Source organism: Williamsia sp. Y853, from assembly GCF_056786495.1.
Genome location: NZ_JBXCJC010000001.1, coordinates 878,313 through 896,446, shown reverse-complemented (window position 1 = coordinate 896,446; position 18,134 = coordinate 878,313). Strand labels below are relative to the sequence as shown.

The following is an 18,134-nucleotide window of genomic DNA, read 5'->3' as shown; positions in this document are numbered from 1 at the left end:
GGACATTCGATCGGACCAGTCCGGCAGGTGATGCGAGAGACGAGGACGTGGGATGAACGCCGAGGCAAGCAGCGCACCGGTAGTTGTCGGGATCGACGGTTCAGAGGGCTCCCTGGGTGCCGCACGGTGGGCAGCGGATTTTGCCGCCCGTAGCGGATCTCCACTGCAGTTGCTGCACGCCATCCCCCGGCTCGAGTGGTACTTCGCGAACGCGATGGTGTTCAGCCCGGAGTCGCTGGCCGAAGAACTCGCCGCCGACGGCAACAAGAAGCTCGACGATGCCGAGAGCGTCGTCCGCGAACGCCACCCCGAATTGACGATCGGCCGCCGGATCGTCAATGAATCCGTGCCCACCGTCTTTGCCGAGAGCTCGGAGACCGCGCGCTTGATCGTTGTCGGCGCGCACTGGCACAACGCCGCGAGCGATCTGGTGCTCGGCGGCCACGTCATCCGGATCGTCAATCAGGCGAAGTGCCCCGTACTGGTCTGGCGCGAATCCGAGGCCACCCGCACCGGCAAACCGTTGCCGGTGGTGGTCGGCGTCGACGAATCCGAGAATTCCCTCCGTGCCATGCGTGCGGCGTTCTATGTCGCCGACACCCTTGGCGCACCGGTGACGGTGGCCCACATGTGGGAAACCGGTCCCGCGATCGGACTCGGATACGGCGAGGGTCCGGTCGACTGGAACCTGATGAACCTGTTGAAGTCCAATCAGGAAGAGAAGATGGACGAACTCCTGGCACCCCTGCGCAAGGAGTTCCCCGGCGCGCACATCCACAAGGTCTACACCGACAGCGGCCCGGCCAAGGGCCTCAAGAAGATGTCGCAGGAGGCCCAGTTGGTGGTGGTCGGAAGCCGGGGTCACGGCAAAATGGCCGGCGCTGTCCTCGGTTCGGTCAGCCAGAGCCTCATCCACCACGCCGAATGCTCTGTCTTGGTCGTTCGCTGACTTACCCGTTGCCGTGACCCCAGGCGTCTCGATCAGCGCAGTGACGAGCCCTTGACCAGCGGCAGGTCCGGGTTGGCGGCCCACGCGGTCATCGATCCGTCATAGATTGCGACGTCGGAGCGGCCGGCCTGCGCCAGCGCATGGGCCACACCGGTGGCCGCGATCCCGCCACCGCAGTAGGTGATCACCTTCTTGTCGGCGTCGAGCACACCCGCTTCGTCAAGGATTGCCTTCAACTCTTCGACCGGCTTGAAGCCACCGTTCTCCAGGTCCAGGACGTTGAAAACAGGCAGGTTGATACTGCCCGGGATGTGCCCGTTGCGGGCGTAATTCGTGGTCTCACCGCGGTAGGTGGCCTCGTCGAGGACGTTGACGATGATGGTCGACTCGTCGTCGATCGCCGCGAACACGTCATCGGTGGAACGAAGCAGTTCAGGGCGTCGATTCGGGACAAAGCTGCGCGGTGTCGGGACCGACAAGGCGTCGGTGGTGTCGTATCCGGCTGCCTTCCAAGCCGACAGGCCACCGTCCAACACGGTGACATTGTCAAAGCCCTCGAGGCGCAGATGCCACCACAACCGGGTTGCCCAGAAGCCCTGCGACTGGTCGTAGACGACGACCGTCGCGCCGGTACCGATGCCCAGCGCTCCGGCGACCTTGGCGAACTGTTCCGAACTCGGCACGGTCCACGCCTGGTCACTGGCGGTGTCGGCAAACGTGGTGAGCAGATCAGCGAACAGCGCTCCTGGGATGTGCTCGGCGTGGTAGGTCTGCTGACCCGACTCCGGTACGTAGGGGCCATCTTTCGGGATCGGCAGATGCGTAGTGGAATCGACCACGACAAGATCTGGATCGCCGAGATGGGCGCGCAGCCAGGCAACGTCGACGGTGGCTGGGACTGACTCGGTACTCATGAGGCCTCCCATCAATTGATATGTGTTCGAACCCCCTCCCCTGACCGCCAGGCTAATACCAAGCTTCGCGTGCACGGCCGGTCGGCGACCTCACTGAACGCAACCGGGGGTCATCGCGCGCGGCGGGTAGTGTCGTCGCTGCCGACCGCGGGGCCGCCATACCCCGCATATTTCACCGCAGAAAGAACAACGATGATCAACCACACACCGTCCTGGTATGACGACGAGGTCCAGGCCGTCTCCGATCTCGCTCGCGGATTCTTCGAGCGTGAGGTCATGGCCCACGCGGAACGTTGGGACAACCAGCGCCGCGTCGATCGCGATGTGTGGCGCAAGGCCGGCGAACTCGGCCTGCTGCTGTGCTCGATCCCGGAGGAGTACGGCGGCGGTGGCGGCACGTTCGCGCACGACTTCGCGGTCCTCGAGGCCCAGGGTTACGCCGGCGACTTCGCGATGGGGTTGAGCATCCACAGCGGGATCGTCGCCCACTACATCAACGAGTACGGCAGCGAAGAACAGAAGCGCGCGTGGCTGCCCGAGATGGCACGCGGCGAGCTGCTCGGCGCACTCGGGATGACCGAGCCGGGCACCGGCTCCGATCTCAAGGCGATCACCACCACCGCCATCCGCGACGGCGACAGCTACGTGATCAACGGATCGAAGACCTTCATCACCAACGGTTCCACGGCCGACGTGATCGTCCTCGCGGTCAAGACAGACCCCAAGGCCGGCGCCAAGGGCGTGTCTCTGGTCCTCGTCGACACCCGCGACTGCGACGGCTTCGTCGTCGGACGCGTCCTGGACAAGGTCGGCCAGCACGGTGCCGACACCTCAGAACTGTCGTTCACCGACGTGCGGGTGCCGGTGGCAAACCTGCTGGGCGACAAGGAAGGTCAGGGCTTCGCACAGCTCATGACCCAGCTCGGACAGGAACGGCTCATCATCGCCGCCCAGTCGGCCGGAGCGATGAAGCGGGCCATCGAAGAGACAGTCCGCTACACCAAGGAACGACAAGCCTTCGGTCACAGCATCTTCGAGTTCCAGAACACCGCCTTCGAACTGGCGGAATGCCAGACGATCGCGCTCACCAGCCAGGTCTTCTTCGACCACTGCGTCGAGCAGCACCTGCGCGGAGAACTCGATCCGACGACTGCCGCCATGGCCAAGTACTGGCTCACCGATCGGCATTGCGAGGTTGTCGACCGCTGCGTACAGCTCCACGGTGGCTACGGTTACATGCGCGAGTACCTGATCGGCCGGATGTACGAAGACGCCCGTGTGCAGCGGATCTACGGCGGCACCAACGAGATCATGAAGACGATCATCGCGCGAGCACTCTGACCCGGAAGACCGCCCGGCGCGGTGGGACTCGACGCTAGCGGATGTCGGGGTTCTGCCGCGCCGCGACGACCACCCAGATCGCTTTGATTTCGTCGTCACCCGGATCGAACGATTGAGTGTCGAGCACCGCGCCGAGCCGACGGAAGTACTCGTGCTCGGTGATACCGAACTCCACGAGGATGTCCTCGGCTGATCCACCGCCGAAGAGATACCAGCGGCGCGCGAAGCCCAGGATGTCCGCGGGCTGGTCATCGAGGTTGTCGTGTGCCTTGGCCATGTGTCCAATTATCGCTTGGCCGCATCCCATTTCGCACACCGGCGACGTCATTCGAGCGGATTACAGCTGGTGGCGTTAACACCAGGTGAACGCTGCCGCGAGCCGCGATGTTCGGAGCGTGCGCGTCGGAGACAGCAGTCGCCATACGACTACATGCCGGTCTGCGAAGATGGCACGGGGTACCGCGTCCACTGCAGTAACGCCACCTACCGAGCACGGGAGCCGACGAGTTGTCCGAGTCATCATCGAGACTTCTCGACCAGCTGGATCGGCATCAGGTCGCCATCTACCTCGGCGCCATCGCGTCCGGTGCGGCAGTGGCCTGGGCGGCGCCGGGATCCGGTTCTGCACTGGCCACCGTGATCAACCCGGCCCTGGGCGCCTTGCTGTACGTGACCTTTCTTCAGGTCCCGGCCACCGACCTCGGACGTGCACTGCGCGACCACCGGTTCGTCGCCGCGCTGCTGGTGGTGAACTTTGTGATGGCACCTGCCGTGGTCGGCGCACTGTTCACCTTCTTGCCCTCCGAACAGGCTGTGCGCGTGGGTGTTCTGCTGGTCCTGCTGTGCCCGTGTGTCGACTACGTCATCGTGTTCGCGGGTCTCGCAGGCGGCAGTCGCCGGCGGTTGATAGCGACCACACCGCTCCTGCTTTTGCTCCAGATGGCGCTACTCCCGCTCTACCTATGGCTCTTCATGGGATCGGATCTCACCGACGTGGTCGAGTTCCGGCCGTTTGCCCGGGCCTTCCTGTTCCTGATCGTCGTCCCGCTGGCACTGGCCTGGACCACCCAGTGGTCCGCGGGGCGCACAAAGATCATTCGGCAACTCGAGGTCGCGGCCACCGCCACCATGGTCCCGCTGATGGCGGTGGTGTTGTTCGCGGTGGTCGGCTCTCAGCTGCCCAAACTCGACGGAAACTACCGCGATGTTGTTGCGGTGGTTCCGGTTTACGTGGTCTTCCTGATCGTCATGGCCGGCGCCGGGGCACTGGTGGCCGCGCTGTTCTCACTCGACACCGCCGGTCGACGTTCGGTGGTGTTCAGCGGGGCCACCCGCAATTCGTTGGTGGTGATGCCACTGGCGCTGGCATTACCCGCCGGATTCGAGGTTGCCGCCGTTGTTGTCGTCACCCAGACCCTCGTCGAAGTGGTCGGGATGGTCATCTACGTCCGGGTGATCCCGAAACTCGTACCGGCTCATACCTCCTGACGAACCGGCGCACACACCTCGCAACCGTCAGTGCGGCGCTCGCAACTGAGCTTGTTGCTCGGCGGCGAGACCCATGCGTATCCAAATCGTTCGACCGCGGTAGTCCTCTTACTACGGCGTCCAGCCAGATCGCCTGGGAGCCGCGATCGCCCGTCCGCGAATGGGTGGACGACTCTGATTGCAGATTTGAGGCCGTCTGTGGATGGCGCCCCAGATTGCGTGAGCGCGGCGGCGTTCTCACGTGGGGCGAATGGTGATCGGATCGACCAGCAGGGGTACATCGACCGTGTATTTGGCTATTGGGTAACGATTCAAGGCGCCTCGTAGGGACCACAAAAGCCGTGAGTGTGCCGTATGTTCGACCCAGGGCAGGATGACTGGCTTCCGGACGTCGGCCCCAAATCGATGCTTCCGCATCGGTGATCGGTGTTCTGAGCCAGCAAGATTCGGACATTGTAAAAGACGGTGGTTGAGTGGTGCGCATGGTAACCCCGGGCCGAAGGGTGTCGTGGTGAACGCTGGCCAGGCGGCACCGGCCATGGTGGGGCGTGAGGCCGAACTCGGAGTACTCGAAGCTGCCTGCACGGAAGGAAGTGGGACCGCGGTCCTGCTCGTCGGTTCGCCGGGAATCGGCAAGTCCGCATTGCTGCAGGTGACGATTGAACGGGCGCGCGCTCGCGGTCGGCGTGTACTCCAGGCAAGTGGTTCGCCATCGGAGATGGCGATGCCGTATGCGGCTTTGCACCAATTGTTGCGGCCGATCAACGATCGTGTTCAGACACTATGGCCCAAACAACGTGAGGCGTTGCGGACCGCATTCGGGCAGATCGACGGACCACCTCCAGATGTCTACCTCGTTGCACTCGCAGTATTGGAAATGCTGACCGAGTTGGCGACGGCGGAGCCGTTGTTGGTCGTTGTTGACGATGCTCACTGGATCGATCCGGCGTCATCGCAGGTGCTGGCGTTTGTCGGCCGCCGAGTCGCCGCCGATCCGGTCGTACTGATTGCTGCGATGCGTGACGGATACCGATCGCCGCTTGCAGCCGCTGACCTGCCGATCATCCGAGTGGACCCGTTAGAACGTTATGCGGCCGCTGAGATGCTGCGCACCCAACACCCACTATTGAGCGCGGCAACCCGGCAGCGGATTTTGACTGTCGCTGAGGGTAATCCACTGGCGCTGGTGGAATTGCCGAGAACGTATCACCGCACCCAAGCGGTCGAGAGTGGTAACAAACCACCCCTGACCGAGCGCCTGGAGCGGAGTTTCGCCGCTCGGCTCAGTGAGTTGAACCCAACGACGCGTCTGGTCCTCATCATTGCTGCAGCAGACGATTCAGCGGATCTCGCCGTGATACTCCGCGCTGCGGCCGCCCACCAGTCGGCGCGCAGGCCGCTGTCGGTGGAATCGCTCTCAGAGGCAGTAGACGCCAAACTTATTGATATACAGGGGAATCGACTCGCGTTCGGGCATCCGCTCATGCGCTCGGCTATTTATCAGAGTGCGACACTGCCTGAGCGTACCCGTGCGCACGCAGCGCTCGCCCTCCTGCTTGTGGAAACCCCAGAACGTCACGCGTGGCATCTGTCCGCAGCGGCGAAGGAACCCGACGAACACGTGGCGAATGCGGTCGAATTCGTTGCCATCGAGGCCGAAAAGCGGGGTGCACGCGAAGCGAGCGCGGATGCGTGGGAGCGGGCGGCAGCCTTGAGCCCGGGTGTTCCTTCTCGGGGTGCCCGGCTGTTGAGGGCCGCCGAGATCCGCCTGGCCATCGGCGACGTCGAGCGCGCGGCTCAGCTCGTGCAGAATGCGGCCCCCATCGTCGAGGGTTTGATCAATCGCATCCGTGCGGTTCTGGTGGTCGATGCGGTTGAGCCGGCAACGCCGGGAGACGGAGGACGAGTCAGAGCCCTTGCAGACCTGGCGCTCACGGCAATCGATAGTGGGCACACTGAATTGGCGGTGCAAATCCTACTGGCAGCGGCCGCTCATGCTTGGTCTGGAGATCCAGGACAGGCCGCCCGGGATCAGATCATCGCGACAACAGATCTACTCCAGGTCACTACCGATGATCCTCGGCGTTTGTCGATCATTGGCTATACCGACCCCAGTACATACGGACCGATGATCGTCGAGCGGGTCAGACGGATGAGACCACACGAACTCGCCGATCCGCATGCCGCGGAGCTGGCTGTATCGGTATTTCTTATCGGTTGCGACACGAATATTGCTTCGCTGCAACGCAGAGTGGTTGATGACGTGCGTGCGCGCGGCCATCTCGCCAGCCTTCCCAGGGTGCTGCTGGTACGGGCATGGACCGCGATTGCCATGGCGGACTGGGCCATAGCTGTACCTGCCATCGATGAAGCAAAGCGGCTGGCAGCGGAAACGGGTCAACAGCTGTGGCTGGCCTCGGCGATGATGGGCCAAGGATTGATTGACGCCCTTCATGGTGACGCCGATAGCGCCTACCAATTGGCGCAGCAGGCGGAGCGGATTGTCCTTCCTCTGCGATCGAACCCGATGCTGTGCGGGTTGCAATTGATGCGGGGGATCGCGTTGATCGGACAAGGTCACTATGACGAGGCCTTCTCTCAACTCGTCCGTTCGTTTGATGTGGCCGATCCGGCTTTTCATCAGGTGCAGAGTGTGTGGGCGTTTGGCGACCTGGTCGAAGCGGGGCTGCGCAGCGGGCACGGTCGCGAAGTAGCTGAGGTGGTCGGGCGCATATATCGGCAAGCGGAAACATCCCTGGCGTCGCCGTGGAGCCAGGCCGCCTTGCAATACGCACGGCCCTTGCTAGCTGACGACGAACATGCCGAATCCGCCTTTCGTGAAGCATTGGCATCGAGTCTGTCGAACTGGCCGTGGTACCGAGCGCGACTGCTGCTCGAGTACGGCTCTTGGCTCCGGCGGCAACACCGAACCGCTGAGGCACGCACTCCACTTCGAGCTGCGCGCGACGCCTTCGATGCACTCGGCATGGCGCCGTGGGCTCAACGCGCCAGACACGAGCTGCGTGCGACCGGCGAGGCTACCGGCGAGCAGCCAGTGGAGAGCACGGCAGCTTTGTCTCCTCAGGAACTCCAGATCGCGCAACTAGCGGGCGACGGCCTGACCAATCGACAGATCGGACAGCAGTTGTATTTGTCTCATCGAACTGTCGGATCGCATCTATACCGGCTCTTTCCGAAATTGGGGGTGTCCTCCCGTGGCCAATTGCGGTCGGCACTCGAACGGACACGATGGGCGCAGGAAAAGACCTACGACGATTGAGGGTGCCCCAGCGAATGGATCGAGCTGAGGTGGTAGCAACCCAACAGCGGGGCCGCTGGGCTGAAGTGGGCCGTCGTCGTGAGCGTTATTCGGTGGGCAAGTCTTGTAGTGCTTGCGCGAGACCGGCTCGACTGGTTACCCCTAGTTTGGGGAATATTCGGTACAGATGGGCCCCGACTGTGCGGGGTGACAGGTAGAGCGCTGCGGCGATTTGTTTGTTCGTTTGACCGGCTGCTGCCAGTGCGGCGATCTTGTGTTCCTGGGCGGTGAGCGCTGTCGCGGTGTCGGAACGTTTGACTGTCGCGCCGGCGGCGCGCAGCTCTGTACGGGCGTGCTCAATCCACGCTGGTGCGCCGAGTCTCTCGAAACCGTCGGTGGCCAGGGTCAGCATGTCGCGGGACTCGGAGGTTCGCCGGCGCCGTCGGAGCCACATACCGTAAGCGAGACGAATTCTGTTGCGTTCGAAGGGGAAATTGAACAGTCCTTGATGCGCAAGGGCGGTCCGATAGAGCGCGTCTGCGTCATCGTCAGATGCTGTGATGGCCTGGACGGCAGTCGTCAGTGCGTCGAGGCGCGGGGAGATCTCGCCGAGCCGGAGCCGTATCGCCTCGCGCACGTGTGCGAGCGCAGCGTCGTGGTGACCGGCACGGACAGCGGCCTCCACGAAGTCGAGGAGTGCGTCGATCGAGTGGTGCGAATACCGGGGGAACTCCCCGGGTGCGCAGATCCGCAGCGCCGCGGCGTAGGCCCTTTCGTGATCGGCTTCGGCGAGCGCGGTCAGGACCGGAATGCGATACGCGAAACCGAGTAAGAGTCCCAATCGTCGCTGTCCTGCCCATGCTTCGATCTGCGCGGCGCACCATCGTGCCTTGTCGACGTCACCGGCACAGGCGGCACGCATGCCGTCGTAGGCGATGAACTGATAGCGAAACAGTTCGACGTTGTGTGCTGTCGACAATTCCAGTCCTGTCTGGACAGACTGCTCGGCTGTGGCCCACTCACCGGAATTGATCTGATCGAGGACCAGCAGGTGCAACATCGTCAACGCGTTGGTCACCGCGCCCCGGTCGTGATCGCGTTCGAAAAGACGTGTCAACGTTGCTCGATAGTCTGCGAGCCCGTCGACGTAGTAGGCGCTGACGGCTATGCGCGTCACGTCCCAGGGTTCGCCGGTGCTGTGTCTGTCGTCGTGAAGTCCGGTCAGCCGGGCCCGCACGCTGTGTCCGCGCCGCGCGACGTCGCCCCACGAGTCGCGAAAAAGCAGCGCGTCAGCATCCATTCGCTCGGCAAGACGGTCGACGCTGTCGTCTGTCAGTGTCCAAAGGTCGTTGTCGCCGCTGTACAAAGAAATAGCCAACAGAAGCTTGGTCACCCGAACTGTGGTCGCGTCGTCGAGAAGATCGGCTTGCGCGAGTGCGTTGAGGAGGCGGTGGTGGGTTCTGTACACCTCGCCGTCGCGGTATAACGCCAAATAGGAGCCAGTGATCACAGCGGTGATCGAATCGTCGTTGTCGGCCAACGCTTGTGCGTCGTCGAATCGGCTGGATTGGGAGGCGACGAATGCGGCCTCAGCGCGTAGCGCGTCGCGTCGTGATCGATCGGTACTCAGCTCGGATGCGCGGCTGAGCCAATCGACTGCGACTGTCGCCCCGCCGCGCCGGATCGACAGCCGCGCAGCTTGTTCCAGGAGGTCGGCTACCGACTGGTCGGGCGCCGCTGTGGCCGCACTGAGGTGTGTGGCGCGACGAACGAGAACGTCGTCGTACAGCTGCGCCAGATGTGCGTGTGCGTCGCGCCGTTCGGCCGCACTTGCTTGATGGATCACCGCTGCGCGCACCAGCGGATGCCGGAAAACGATGTCGCCGACGGTGCTGATCATCAATAGGTCTTGTTCGATGGCGAGCTCGACGTCAACCATGGTGTAGCGCGACCGCGCGTCCGCGGATGTGTTGGCCCGGGCGCCGTCCAGGGCCGCTCGGAGTAGTTCGGTGCGCACCCGCGAGTCGAGTTGGCGCAGACGACCGCCGAATACGGAGACGAGCCGGTCGGTCAAGGGCAGCGAGACGGTCCAGGTATCGATCTGGTCGGCGCAGCGCGCCAGCTCTTCGAGGGCCAGCGGGTTACCTTCAGCGAAGTCGAGGATTGTCCCCCGGGTGGTCGCGTTGAGCGACAATGCCATCCCGTCGACAATCTTGATCGCGTCTGCTGTTTCGAGGGGCCTGAGGTTCAGTTCCATCCATCCCGCGGTGGAGAACTCGACACCATGCTGTGGTCGAAGGGCGGCAACGATACGCAGTCGGGGGTCTGACGTGCGCCGGCCGGCCGCGCTCAGAACGGCTGCACTCATTTCGTCGAGCCAGTGGACGTCGTCGACTACCAACAGCACGGGTTGCTCGCGGGCGGCCGCTCCGAGCAAGTTGAGCAGCGACATCGCCAACGGCATCGGCGACGGCGCCTGCACCGGTTCGGCACCCAATGCCGGGGCCAGGACTTCGCGGTCATGCGCGTCGAGGCCCGCCACCATCTCACGCAGGCCGAACACCATCTGGTTCACTCCGCCGAGGGTGAATGATTGCTCGCTCTCGACGCCGATCGCGCGCAGCACCCGCCAGTCCTCGCGCAGAGCCAGACGATCGATCAAATCGCTGGTCAACGCGGTCTTGCCGACGCCCGCTTCACCGCGGACCGCCAGTGCCGCCCTGCCAGAGCCGTAAAAGAATCGGTCGAGCTCGCCCAGCTCGTCTTCCCGCCCGACCATTTTGATTCCTGCCCGCACCCTCATGTTGTACAACACCGCGCGCCTGCACGTAGGTGACGTAACGCAGTTGCAGTAGCCGTGCAGTCACTTGACCGATGTCTCGGCCATGACCTGCGGCGCAACCTAGAGGAGCGGTCGTTCGCTCGGTCACCCGTCATCGACACCAACGGCGAGCTGGACTATCTGATCTCTCCAGGAACGCACCACTATGAAAGGAACCGAGACATGACCACACCCTCGCCCGCCAAGACCAACCCCGTGATCTTCATCCACGGTCTGTGGATCCATTCGAGTGCTTGGGAGCCCTGGATCAAGTTGTTCTCCGAGCATGGTTACGCCGTCTCAGCACCGGGCTGGCCAGGCGATAGCGACACCGTCGCTGCGACCAGGGAGAACGCCGACGCCCTCAACGATGTGGGCATCGAACAGATCGTTGCCCACTACGCCGAGCACATCGCGGCCGCCAACACCGAGGCAAAGCCAATCATCGTCGGCCACTCGTTCGGCGGGCTGATCGCGCAGGAACTTCTCGCGGCCGGTCTCGCGGCGGCGGCGGTCGCGATCGACCCCGCGCCCATCAAGGGCGTCAAAGCACTGCCACTGGCACAACTTCGCTCAGCCTTTCCGGTACTCGGTAACCCCGGTAACCGCAAACGCACAGTGTCGTTGAATGCCAAGCAATTCCGCTACGCATTCGGTAACACCCTGACCGACGAAGAATCAGACAACCTCCACGACCGCTGGACCATCCCAGGCCCCGGACGGCCACTGTTCGAGGATGCGGCTGCCAACTTCTCGACGCACTCGCCTGCGCAGGTCGACACCCACCTGGCCAAGCGAGGGCCTCTGCTGCTGACATCAGGCACAGAAGACCACACCGTTCCGCTGAAGGTCACCAAAGAGGTGTACGCCATGTATGCCAAAGGACAGTCCGATACCTCTCTCCACGAATTCGAGGGCCGCGGTCACTCCCTGACCATGGACAACGGATGGCGCGATGTCGCCGACGTGACCCTGGGCTGGCTCGCGACCAAGGGATTCTGAGAGATCTGCGATGACCAACATGACCGCCCTACGTGCTCACCGACGCGGCGGACCCGAGGTCCTGACCGTCGAACAAGCGCCAATGCCCGCGCCAGCTCCCGGAGAAGTCTTGATCTCCGTACACGCCGCTGCGATCACGTTCGACGAGCTGACGTGGCCAGAGACATGGATGCGAGACAACGTTGATCGCACACCCATCATCCCTTCGCACGAAGTGTCCGGCGTGATAGCCGCCGCGGGAGAGTCCAGCGGATTCGCCGTCGGTGACGAGGTCTACGGGTTAATTGCATTCGACCGCGACGGCGCTGCGGCCGAGTACGTAACGGTGCCGGCGGTAGGCCTGGCGGCCCGGCCCACCACGGTCTCGCACGTCGAGTCGGCGGCGTTGCCCTTGGCCGGGCTCACGGCCTGGCAAGCACTCGTCGAGCACGCACGGGTACAGCCAGGGGAGCGGGTGCTGGTCCACGGAGGTGCCGGTGGCGTCGGTGCCCTCACAGTTGAATTGGCCTGCAGCCTCGGGGCCGATGTCACCGCCACTGTGCGCAGCGATGAGGGACGTGATCTCGCGAAAAGACTTGGCGCATCACGCGCCATCGATACCCGGACCGTCGAGTTCGACACAGTCGACGCCACCTATGACGTGGTCATCGACACGGTGGGCGGTCAAACGCTCGAGCGCTCGTTCACGGTGCTGCGCCCGGGTGGACGATTGATCACGTTGTCCGCTGCCCCGCCGGTGGGCATGGCGGACGCCTACGAGGTGGACGCGACGTTCTTCATCGTGACGCCGGATCCGGCCCAATTATCGCGTCTTGCCGGGCTGGTCGATGCCGGCCGTCTACACGCCACCATCGCGGCCACATTTGCCCTGGCCGACGGCCGAGCCGCCTTCGAGAGCGGCCGGCGCCCGCAACGCGCACCGGGCAAGACCGTTCTGATCGTCCGGGACTGATCACAACGAATGCTCCAAAGGTCACACCCAAACAACATGCACACAACCGAGAAGGAATGAAGGTGCGAACACTCCGTCTCCGCAACTGCCAACACTGACGGCAACCGCCACCATCCATCGCCCCGCTAGTCCTCACACAAGGAGAATGCTATGAAGCTGAATCGCTTTCGTTCGATCGCGGCCGCCGCCCTGGTAACCATCTCGGCACTTTCGGTCGGGGCAGGCGCGGCAGCAGCTACTGACCCGCTACCGACGGTTGTGCTGGTACACGGCGCCTTCGCTGATGCAACCAGCTGGGACGGCGTCGCTCGGGATCTACGGGGCCGCGGATACACCGTCGTAGTGCCCGATATCGCCCTGCGCGGACCGTCCTACGACGCCCGTGGCGTCGACCGGGTCATTTCAGCAATTCCTGGACCCGTCATCTTGGTGGGCCATTCATACGGCGGAGTAGTTGCCACCAACGTCCACGCATCCAACGTGGAAGCACTGGTCTACGTCGCAGCGTTCATCCCGGCCCAGGGTGAACCCGCGATGCTCGCGCTCAACCCGATCCAATACCCCGGATCACAACTTCTGCCACCAGCATTGCAAGTCAAGGCCGTCGACGATCCGACCGGGCCATTCGGCAAGAACGTGGACGCGTACATCTCCCCCGAATCCTTCCACAGCGTGTTCGCCCAGGATGTCTCCAACGCGACCGCAGCAACCATGTTCGCCCACCAGAAGTCGCAAGCACTGAGCGCCAACCTCGAGCCCACCGGCGTCCCCCTGTGGAAGACAACACCGAGCTGGGCGCTGGTTCCCTATAACGACAGGGTGATCCCCCGATCATCGGAACTCGCCATGGCACAACGGGCCTCGGCACACATCACCTCGGTTCCCGGCTCGCACGCAGTCCTCGTGTCGCAACCGCACGCAGTGGCAGACCTGATAGCCGCAGCCGCCGCAGGAAGCTGACCGAGGGGCCGATTGACCGAACAACCGCCACCGATACAGCCGGGGTTGAGGACCGCTTCCACGGCGGTGGATGAGGACACCGCGCCGGCAACCCAGAAAACATCCGGCAGCCCAGCGGTACCCATCCAAAAACTCGGACAGACAGGAGGATTGACCAAGAAACGGAAAGCAGTCGCATGGCTCTAGTCCACACACCTGGACAGATCATAGATTTCGAGATGTGACCGAAAACAAAGCCCACCAGCACAGCCCATCAGCACCACAGGCCCCGTACCAGGAGAAGAAAAAATGAACCGAGTTCCAGACTCCGAATTGACCATGATCCCGGGTGGCACCCTCATCACGGACACACCCGAGGCCGGACGGGCGTTAGCGTTCGCCATCGCCCGACACACCATCCACAACATCCAGCCCGACCTCGATGTCCTTGTCGCCGGACGCCCTGTCTACTCCACATCCCCGGACAGCCTCATCGCCGCCGGCCAGGTCGTTGCCCTCGAATTCCAGATCATCGCTGCGGCCAACAACTATTGGCGGCCGTGAACCAAAAGCTCATCACCATCTGATCCCGAACCGTCCCAGCCCCTAGGTAGACGACATGAACTTTGATGAGTTCGTCACCCGCACAGGCCAAGCTATCGACGGGATCGGTGTCGCTGCGATCGTCATAGGCGCACTCGTCGCCCTTGCGGTCGCAGCAAACCGATTTCGACACCATGAGACCAACGTCTACACCGTGTTCCGACAATGGCTAGGACGATCAATCCTGCTCGGCCTCGAGTTCCTCGTTGCAGCGGACATCATCCGCACCGTAGCGACTAAACCGACGATGGGAAGCGTTGCCGTCCTCGCCGGCATCGTGCTGATACGGACATTCTTGAGTTTCTCTCTGGAACTGGAGATCACCGGCCGCTGGCCCTGGCAGAAACAAGAAACTCAAGGCACCCCGCAAGTACGCAGAAGTTAGAACACAACAGAAGTGGACACTGCTGCCCACCCACGATGTTAAGAGTCGCCGTGCGCATCCTTGGCTTCGCTGTCCGTAGATCGCACGCGACGTCACCGATCAATTCACCAGTCGCAGCGACGTCCGCGCCCGACGCACGGTGACCCGCTGGCCCCAAGAGACCGTCAGAGCATCGGATTCGATGCCGTCGCCGAACACCACCAGATCGGATTCGGCAACGATCCCGAGTTCCTCACCGTCGTCGAGCAACCCCTGGGTGAGGTCGGTGCCGGTGGCCGGTGACGGCCAGGCCTCGCGGACGAACCAGCACAGGTCCAGCGCAGGCCGTGTCGGCAGAACCAACCTGCTGCGACGTTCGAGCCACACCGATTGGCACCACCCCGTGGCCCCGGTCCCGGTGCCCACCAGCACCCCGGAAGATGACTGCCGTTCGCGCGCCGTGCCGAGTTCGATGCGGTAGCGGGCCGATTGGTGGGACGGGTGTCCGATGTAGATCTCGTTCAGCGCCCGCAACACCTGACCATCGTCGAGTTCGGCCTCGACCATGGTGCACCGCGTAACGCGCTCGAGCGCCTCCGGCCGGCGCAGCAATTCCGCGACATCCTGACTCCGATGATTCACCAGCACACCGGGATTCATGGCCGGTTCGGCATTCACCCCGATCACCGGCTGACCGTCTAGGTACTTCGCAACGTTGGCCACCAGCCCGTCCTGACCGACCACCACAACAACATCTTCTTCACCGAAGACGAAGCGGCTCAGGTCGGTTCGTTCGACCATCCCGCGGCGCCAGTCCACCGGTATCGCCGCGTCGACCCGGGTGCGGGCCAGTTGGACCGCATCGTGGCGAGCCTGCACTCCGGTGATGTTGCGTCCGCGGGACTTCAGGAAGAACGCGGCCTGGCCACGGGTGCCGTGCTTGGCGAGCAGTTCGTCGAGTTCGGTGCGGCGATATACAACCACCGCCCGTGGTGCCAGTGCCATGATTCTCCCCTTCCGCGGGTAGGTGCGTTGTCAATTGCGTTCGGCGGCAAACCGACCGAGGATCTGTGTCAGCACATCGGGCGTCAGGTTCAACGTCCCGATCTCCGGCAGGTTGGCAGCCAGTTCCTTCAGCGCCAGCCCCAGGACGATGGCTTGATCCAGATCGCGATACGGCATCAGCGCTGCCGCATCCACCTCGGCCTGCGCCATGCCGACCACGCGGGTGGCCTCCGCTTGGGTCTGCGCCAGCAACTCCTGACGTTGCGCATCGGCCTCCGTGCGGATCTTCTCTGCGGCAACCTCTTCCGTTGACCGCTTCCGCGCATTGCGTCCCTGTTGGTCCACCAACTGTTCCTCGCGGCGAGCGAGTTCGATCTGGCTCTGCAGCTCGTTCTCCGTGATCGTCCGCTCCCGTTCCACCGCCACCGCACGTCGTTCATAGGTGGCCCGGTCGGCTTCCTGCTGCACCTGTTCCCGCAGCGGAGTCTGCAGCGCCCGTTCCATCTCCGCCTCCGACCGCAGGGCGACCACCCGGACATCGACGACCTCCAGACCGGTCTCGGCCAGTCTCCGGTCGGCCAGCAACCCGGCCGCGACGCGTTCGCGCACCGGCGCCACACCGTCGGCCAGGGCCTGTCGCAGCGGAGTGCCTGCCAGCAGGTCCAGTGCGTGCTGTTGGGCCGATTCGGTGAGCAGGCCGGCCAGCTGGTCCAGTGGCCTGGCCCGCCACACCCCCTCGTCGGGATCGATACCGAAGTCGATACGACCGGCAGCGGTGTGCGGGTCCACGATCCGATAGGTGACGGTGGCCTGGACGGTCAGGTCCTGGAAGTCCACTGTGCGGGCGTGGAACAACAGCGGGAGTTGCTGGTCATCGACCGGGACCTCACTGACCGACGCATTCAGTGGCCGGAACCAGAACGCCTGGGCCAGCCCCGAGTGCACCAGCTTCGCCTTTGCCGTGTGCTCGATGTACATGTTCGGCGCGCACCGCATGTGACGCAGGAACATTGCTCGTTTGATGTCAGCCATGACCCGGCCTTCCTCTGTTGCCCGTCTCGACGATCCGTTGTTGTCGTCAGATTGACGATAACCACAATCGTCGCTAATCGTCAAGATGACGATTAGTATGAGCGCATGGCTTCCGAGTTCTGGTTCAACGCTGCGGCCAGCGTCGACCTTGTGGTCCTGACCATCCACGATGGCCGGCTGTGCGCGTTGCTGGTCCGCCGCGGCATCGAGCCGCACATCGGAGAGTGGGCGTTGCCCGGCGGATTCATCCACGACGACGAAGACCTGCGCGACGCCGCCTACCGGGAACTCGGCGAAGAAACCGGAGTGGGCCGCGACAGCGTCCACCTCGAACAACTTGCCACTTACGGTCGCCCGGGCCGTGACCCCCGGGGCCGGGTCATCAGCACCGCATACCTGGCGCTGACGCCGCAGGCCCCGGCACCGGTGGCCGGATCCGACGCTGCCACCGCAGCCCTGCATCCGGTCGAGACAATTCTCGGTGACACACCATCCGGCAGCACAACATCATTGGCCTTCGACCACAACGAGATCCTGGCCGACGGTGTCGAACGCGCCCGGTCGAAGCTGGAGTACACGCCGCTGGCCACGACATTCTGCGAGCCCGAGTTCACCGTCGCCGAACTGCGCCGGGTGTACGAGACCGTCTGGGGTCGAACGCTCGATCCCCGCAATTTCCATCGCAAGGTAACCGGCGCCCCGGATTTCGTCCGGCCGACCGGAGCCATGACCGGCCGTGACGGCGGTCGCCCCGCCGCGCTCTACACCGTCGGCGGCGCCGCCTTGCTTCACCCGCCACTGCTGCGTCCCACCTGACGCGGCGAGTCCGACACTCATGCACGCCAACAACTCGAGAATCAGAAAGCCGGTGTGACCCAATGGCAATCATGCTCGTTCAATCAACCGATCGCGTCCAGGTGCCCTGGAAGAACGGGGCCGGAATCACAGAGGAGATCGCGCTTCTGGCCGATGCCTCGGGTACACCGATCTGGCGCATCAGCGTCGCCGATCTGCCCGGCGCGGCGTCCACGTTCTCGGAGTTCGAAGGATTCGACCGCATCTTCACCGTCATCGGCGACCACGGTGTGGTGCTGGACTTTTCGGGGTCGGCCGTCCCGGTCGATCCGCTCACCCCCTATCGGTTCGCCGACGACAGTGCGCCTCAGTGCCATCCGCGTGGACACACCCGGGCACTCAACGTGATGGCGCAACATGACTCCACCGACATCGCCGTGTCGCCACTGCCCGGTCACGGTCGCCGGCCTTTCACCACCGATCCCGCCGTGATCACCGGAATGTTCGTGATCTCCGGAAGCATCTCGGCGGGCGATCTCGTCGCACACCCGGACGACTGCCTCCTCATCCATCACAGTGAACAGACACTATCTGCGGACGGTACCGCGATACTGATCGAGATCACTCCGCACTGAATGGGTGGCGGAAGCCGGTGCGGGGTCGGAGGACG

The 18,134-nt window shown here is 63.7% G+C and carries 16 protein-coding genes; 11 read left to right on the top strand and 5 right to left on the bottom strand.

All coding sequences use genetic code 11. The annotated features are described in order from the left end of the window. Positions 1–52: 52 nt before the first annotated feature. Positions 53–949: a universal stress protein gene (locus tag AC1TPF_RS04405; RefSeq protein WP_482142800.1), complete on the top strand. Its 897-nt coding sequence runs from the start codon at positions 53–55 to the stop codon at positions 947–949. Between the two features lie 32 nt (positions 950–981). Here AC1TPF_RS04405 and AC1TPF_RS04400 read toward each other — a convergent pair whose 3' ends face one another. Continuing rightward, a complete protein-coding gene (locus tag AC1TPF_RS04400) occupies positions 982–1,863 on the bottom strand; it encodes a sulfurtransferase (protein ID WP_482142798.1) in 882 nt (293 codons plus the stop codon). A 192-nt stretch (positions 1,864–2,055) separates the two neighbouring features. Between AC1TPF_RS04400 and AC1TPF_RS04395 the strand changes: the two genes are divergently transcribed. After that, positions 2,056–3,204: an acyl-CoA dehydrogenase family protein gene (locus tag AC1TPF_RS04395; RefSeq protein WP_482136335.1), complete on the top strand. Its 1,149-nt coding sequence runs from the start codon at positions 2,056–2,058 to the stop codon at positions 3,202–3,204. 34 nt (positions 3,205–3,238) lie between these two features. Here AC1TPF_RS04395 and AC1TPF_RS04390 read toward each other — a convergent pair whose 3' ends face one another. After that, a complete protein-coding gene (locus tag AC1TPF_RS04390; protein ID WP_482142797.1) occupies positions 3,239–3,481 on the bottom strand; it encodes a DUF3263 domain-containing protein in 243 nt (80 codons plus the stop codon). A gap of 230 nt (positions 3,482–3,711) precedes the next feature. Between AC1TPF_RS04390 and AC1TPF_RS04385 the strand changes: the two genes are divergently transcribed. Together AC1TPF_RS04385 and AC1TPF_RS04380 are read left to right on the top strand one after the other, a co-directional pair. Next, positions 3,712–4,692 carry a bile acid:sodium symporter gene (locus AC1TPF_RS04385; protein ID WP_482142796.1) on the top strand — a complete coding sequence of 327 codons (981 nt, stop codon included), beginning with the start codon at positions 3,712–3,714 and terminating at the stop codon, positions 4,690–4,692. A 373-nt stretch (positions 4,693–5,065) separates the two neighbouring features. Beyond that, positions 5,066–7,972 (top strand): ATP-binding protein, encoded by a 2,907-nt coding sequence (locus tag AC1TPF_RS04380; RefSeq protein ID WP_482142795.1) that lies wholly within the window; start codon positions 5,066–5,068, stop codon positions 7,970–7,972. Between the two features lie 85 nt (positions 7,973–8,057). Here the strand turns inward: AC1TPF_RS04380 and AC1TPF_RS04375 are convergent, their stop codons facing one another. Then, the gene (locus AC1TPF_RS04375; RefSeq protein WP_482142794.1) at positions 8,058–10,730 is read right to left on the bottom strand and encodes a helix-turn-helix transcriptional regulator; all 2,673 of its coding nucleotides are present in this window, start codon (positions 10,728–10,730) and stop codon (positions 8,058–8,060) included. A 225-nt stretch (positions 10,731–10,955) separates the two neighbouring features. Here AC1TPF_RS04375 and AC1TPF_RS04370 point away from each other — a divergent pair, with 225 nt between their 5' ends. The 5 genes from AC1TPF_RS04370 (at position 10,956) to AC1TPF_RS04350 (ending at position 14,653) form a co-directional block, all read left to right on the top strand. After that, positions 10,956–11,774 (top strand): alpha/beta hydrolase, encoded by an 819-nt coding sequence (locus AC1TPF_RS04370; RefSeq protein WP_482142793.1) that lies wholly within the window; start codon positions 10,956–10,958, stop codon positions 11,772–11,774. A gap of 19 nt (positions 11,775–11,793) precedes the next feature. Then, entirely contained in the window at positions 11,794–12,726 is a 933-nt protein-coding gene (locus AC1TPF_RS04365) for an NADP-dependent oxidoreductase (RefSeq protein ID WP_482144026.1), read from the top strand. Positions 12,727–12,876: 150 nt separating this feature from the next. Then, positions 12,877–13,686: an alpha/beta hydrolase gene (locus tag AC1TPF_RS04360; protein WP_482142791.1), complete on the top strand. Its 810-nt coding sequence runs from the start codon at positions 12,877–12,879 to the stop codon at positions 13,684–13,686. A 288-nt stretch (positions 13,687–13,974) separates the two neighbouring features. Then, positions 13,975–14,229, top strand: coding sequence for a hexameric tyrosine-coordinated heme protein (locus tag AC1TPF_RS04355; RefSeq protein ID WP_482142790.1), 255 nt, complete (start codon positions 13,975–13,977; stop codon positions 14,227–14,229). 55 nt (positions 14,230–14,284) lie between these two features. Next, positions 14,285–14,653 carry a DUF1622 domain-containing protein gene (locus tag AC1TPF_RS04350; RefSeq protein ID WP_482142788.1) on the top strand — a complete coding sequence of 123 codons (369 nt, stop codon included), beginning with the start codon at positions 14,285–14,287 and terminating at the stop codon, positions 14,651–14,653. A 99-nt stretch (positions 14,654–14,752) separates the two neighbouring features. On the opposite strand, the gene AC1TPF_RS04345 is transcribed toward AC1TPF_RS04350, so the two are convergent. Together AC1TPF_RS04345 and AC1TPF_RS04340 are read right to left on the bottom strand one after the other, a co-directional pair. Then, complete coding sequence (locus AC1TPF_RS04345) at positions 14,753–15,637, bottom strand: diacylglycerol kinase catalytic domain-containing protein (RefSeq protein ID WP_482142787.1); 885 nt, start codon at positions 15,635–15,637, stop codon at positions 14,753–14,755. Positions 15,638–15,667: 30 nt separating this feature from the next. Beyond that, positions 15,668–16,669: an SPFH domain-containing protein gene (locus AC1TPF_RS04340; protein WP_482142785.1), complete on the bottom strand. Its 1,002-nt coding sequence runs from the start codon at positions 16,667–16,669 to the stop codon at positions 15,668–15,670. Between the two features lie 105 nt (positions 16,670–16,774). On the opposite strand from AC1TPF_RS04340, the gene AC1TPF_RS04335 reads away from it, so the two are divergent. Together AC1TPF_RS04335 and AC1TPF_RS04330 are read left to right on the top strand one after the other, a co-directional pair. Continuing rightward, positions 16,775–17,485, top strand: a complete 711-nt coding sequence (locus AC1TPF_RS04335) for an NUDIX hydrolase (RefSeq protein ID WP_482136340.1) — start codon at positions 16,775–16,777, stop codon at positions 17,483–17,485. 71 nt (positions 17,486–17,556) lie between these two features. After that, entirely contained in the window at positions 17,557–18,099 is a 543-nt protein-coding gene (locus AC1TPF_RS04330; RefSeq protein WP_482142784.1) for a HutD family protein, read from the top strand. Positions 18,100–18,134: the final 35 nt, after the last annotated feature.

Excerpts from the sequence above, each read along its gene's own strand:
- AC1TPF_RS04340 (WP_482142785.1), bottom strand. The coding sequence starts at position 16,669 with ATGGCTGACATCAAACGAGCAATGTTCCTGCGTCACATGCGGTGCGCG.
- AC1TPF_RS04330 (WP_482142784.1), top strand. The coding sequence starts at position 17,557 with ATGCTCGTTCAATCAACCGATCGCGTCCAGGTGCCCTGGAAGAACGGG.
- AC1TPF_RS04350 (WP_482142788.1), top strand. The coding sequence starts at position 14,285 with ATGAACTTTGATGAGTTCGTCACCCGCACAGGCCAAGCTATCGACGGG.
- AC1TPF_RS04335 (WP_482136340.1), top strand. The coding sequence starts at position 16,775 with ATGGCTTCCGAGTTCTGGTTCAACGCTGCGGCCAGCGTCGACCTTGTG.
- AC1TPF_RS04345 (WP_482142787.1), bottom strand. The coding sequence starts at position 15,637 with ATGGCACTGGCACCACGGGCGGTGGTTGTATATCGCCGCACCGAACTC.
- AC1TPF_RS04355 (WP_482142790.1), top strand. The coding sequence starts at position 13,975 with ATGAACCGAGTTCCAGACTCCGAATTGACCATGATCCCGGGTGGCACC.
- AC1TPF_RS04375 (WP_482142794.1), bottom strand. The coding sequence starts at position 10,730 with ATGGTCGGGCGGGAAGACGAGCTGGGCGAGCTCGACCGATTCTTTTAC.
- AC1TPF_RS04365 (WP_482144026.1), top strand. The coding sequence starts at position 11,794 with ATGACCGCCCTACGTGCTCACCGACGCGGCGGACCCGAGGTCCTGACC.
- AC1TPF_RS04370 (WP_482142793.1), top strand. The coding sequence starts at position 10,956 with ATGACCACACCCTCGCCCGCCAAGACCAACCCCGTGATCTTCATCCAC.
- AC1TPF_RS04405 (WP_482142800.1), top strand. The coding sequence starts at position 53 with ATGAACGCCGAGGCAAGCAGCGCACCGGTAGTTGTCGGGATCGACGGT.
- AC1TPF_RS04400 (WP_482142798.1), bottom strand. The coding sequence starts at position 1,863 with ATGAGTACCGAGTCAGTCCCAGCCACCGTCGACGTTGCCTGGCTGCGC.
- AC1TPF_RS04390 (WP_482142797.1), bottom strand. The coding sequence starts at position 3,481 with ATGGCCAAGGCACACGACAACCTCGATGACCAGCCCGCGGACATCCTG.
- AC1TPF_RS04360 (WP_482142791.1), top strand. The coding sequence starts at position 12,877 with ATGAAGCTGAATCGCTTTCGTTCGATCGCGGCCGCCGCCCTGGTAACC.
- AC1TPF_RS04380 (WP_482142795.1), top strand. The coding sequence starts at position 5,066 with ATGACTGGCTTCCGGACGTCGGCCCCAAATCGATGCTTCCGCATCGGT.
- AC1TPF_RS04395 (WP_482136335.1), top strand. The coding sequence starts at position 2,056 with ATGATCAACCACACACCGTCCTGGTATGACGACGAGGTCCAGGCCGTC.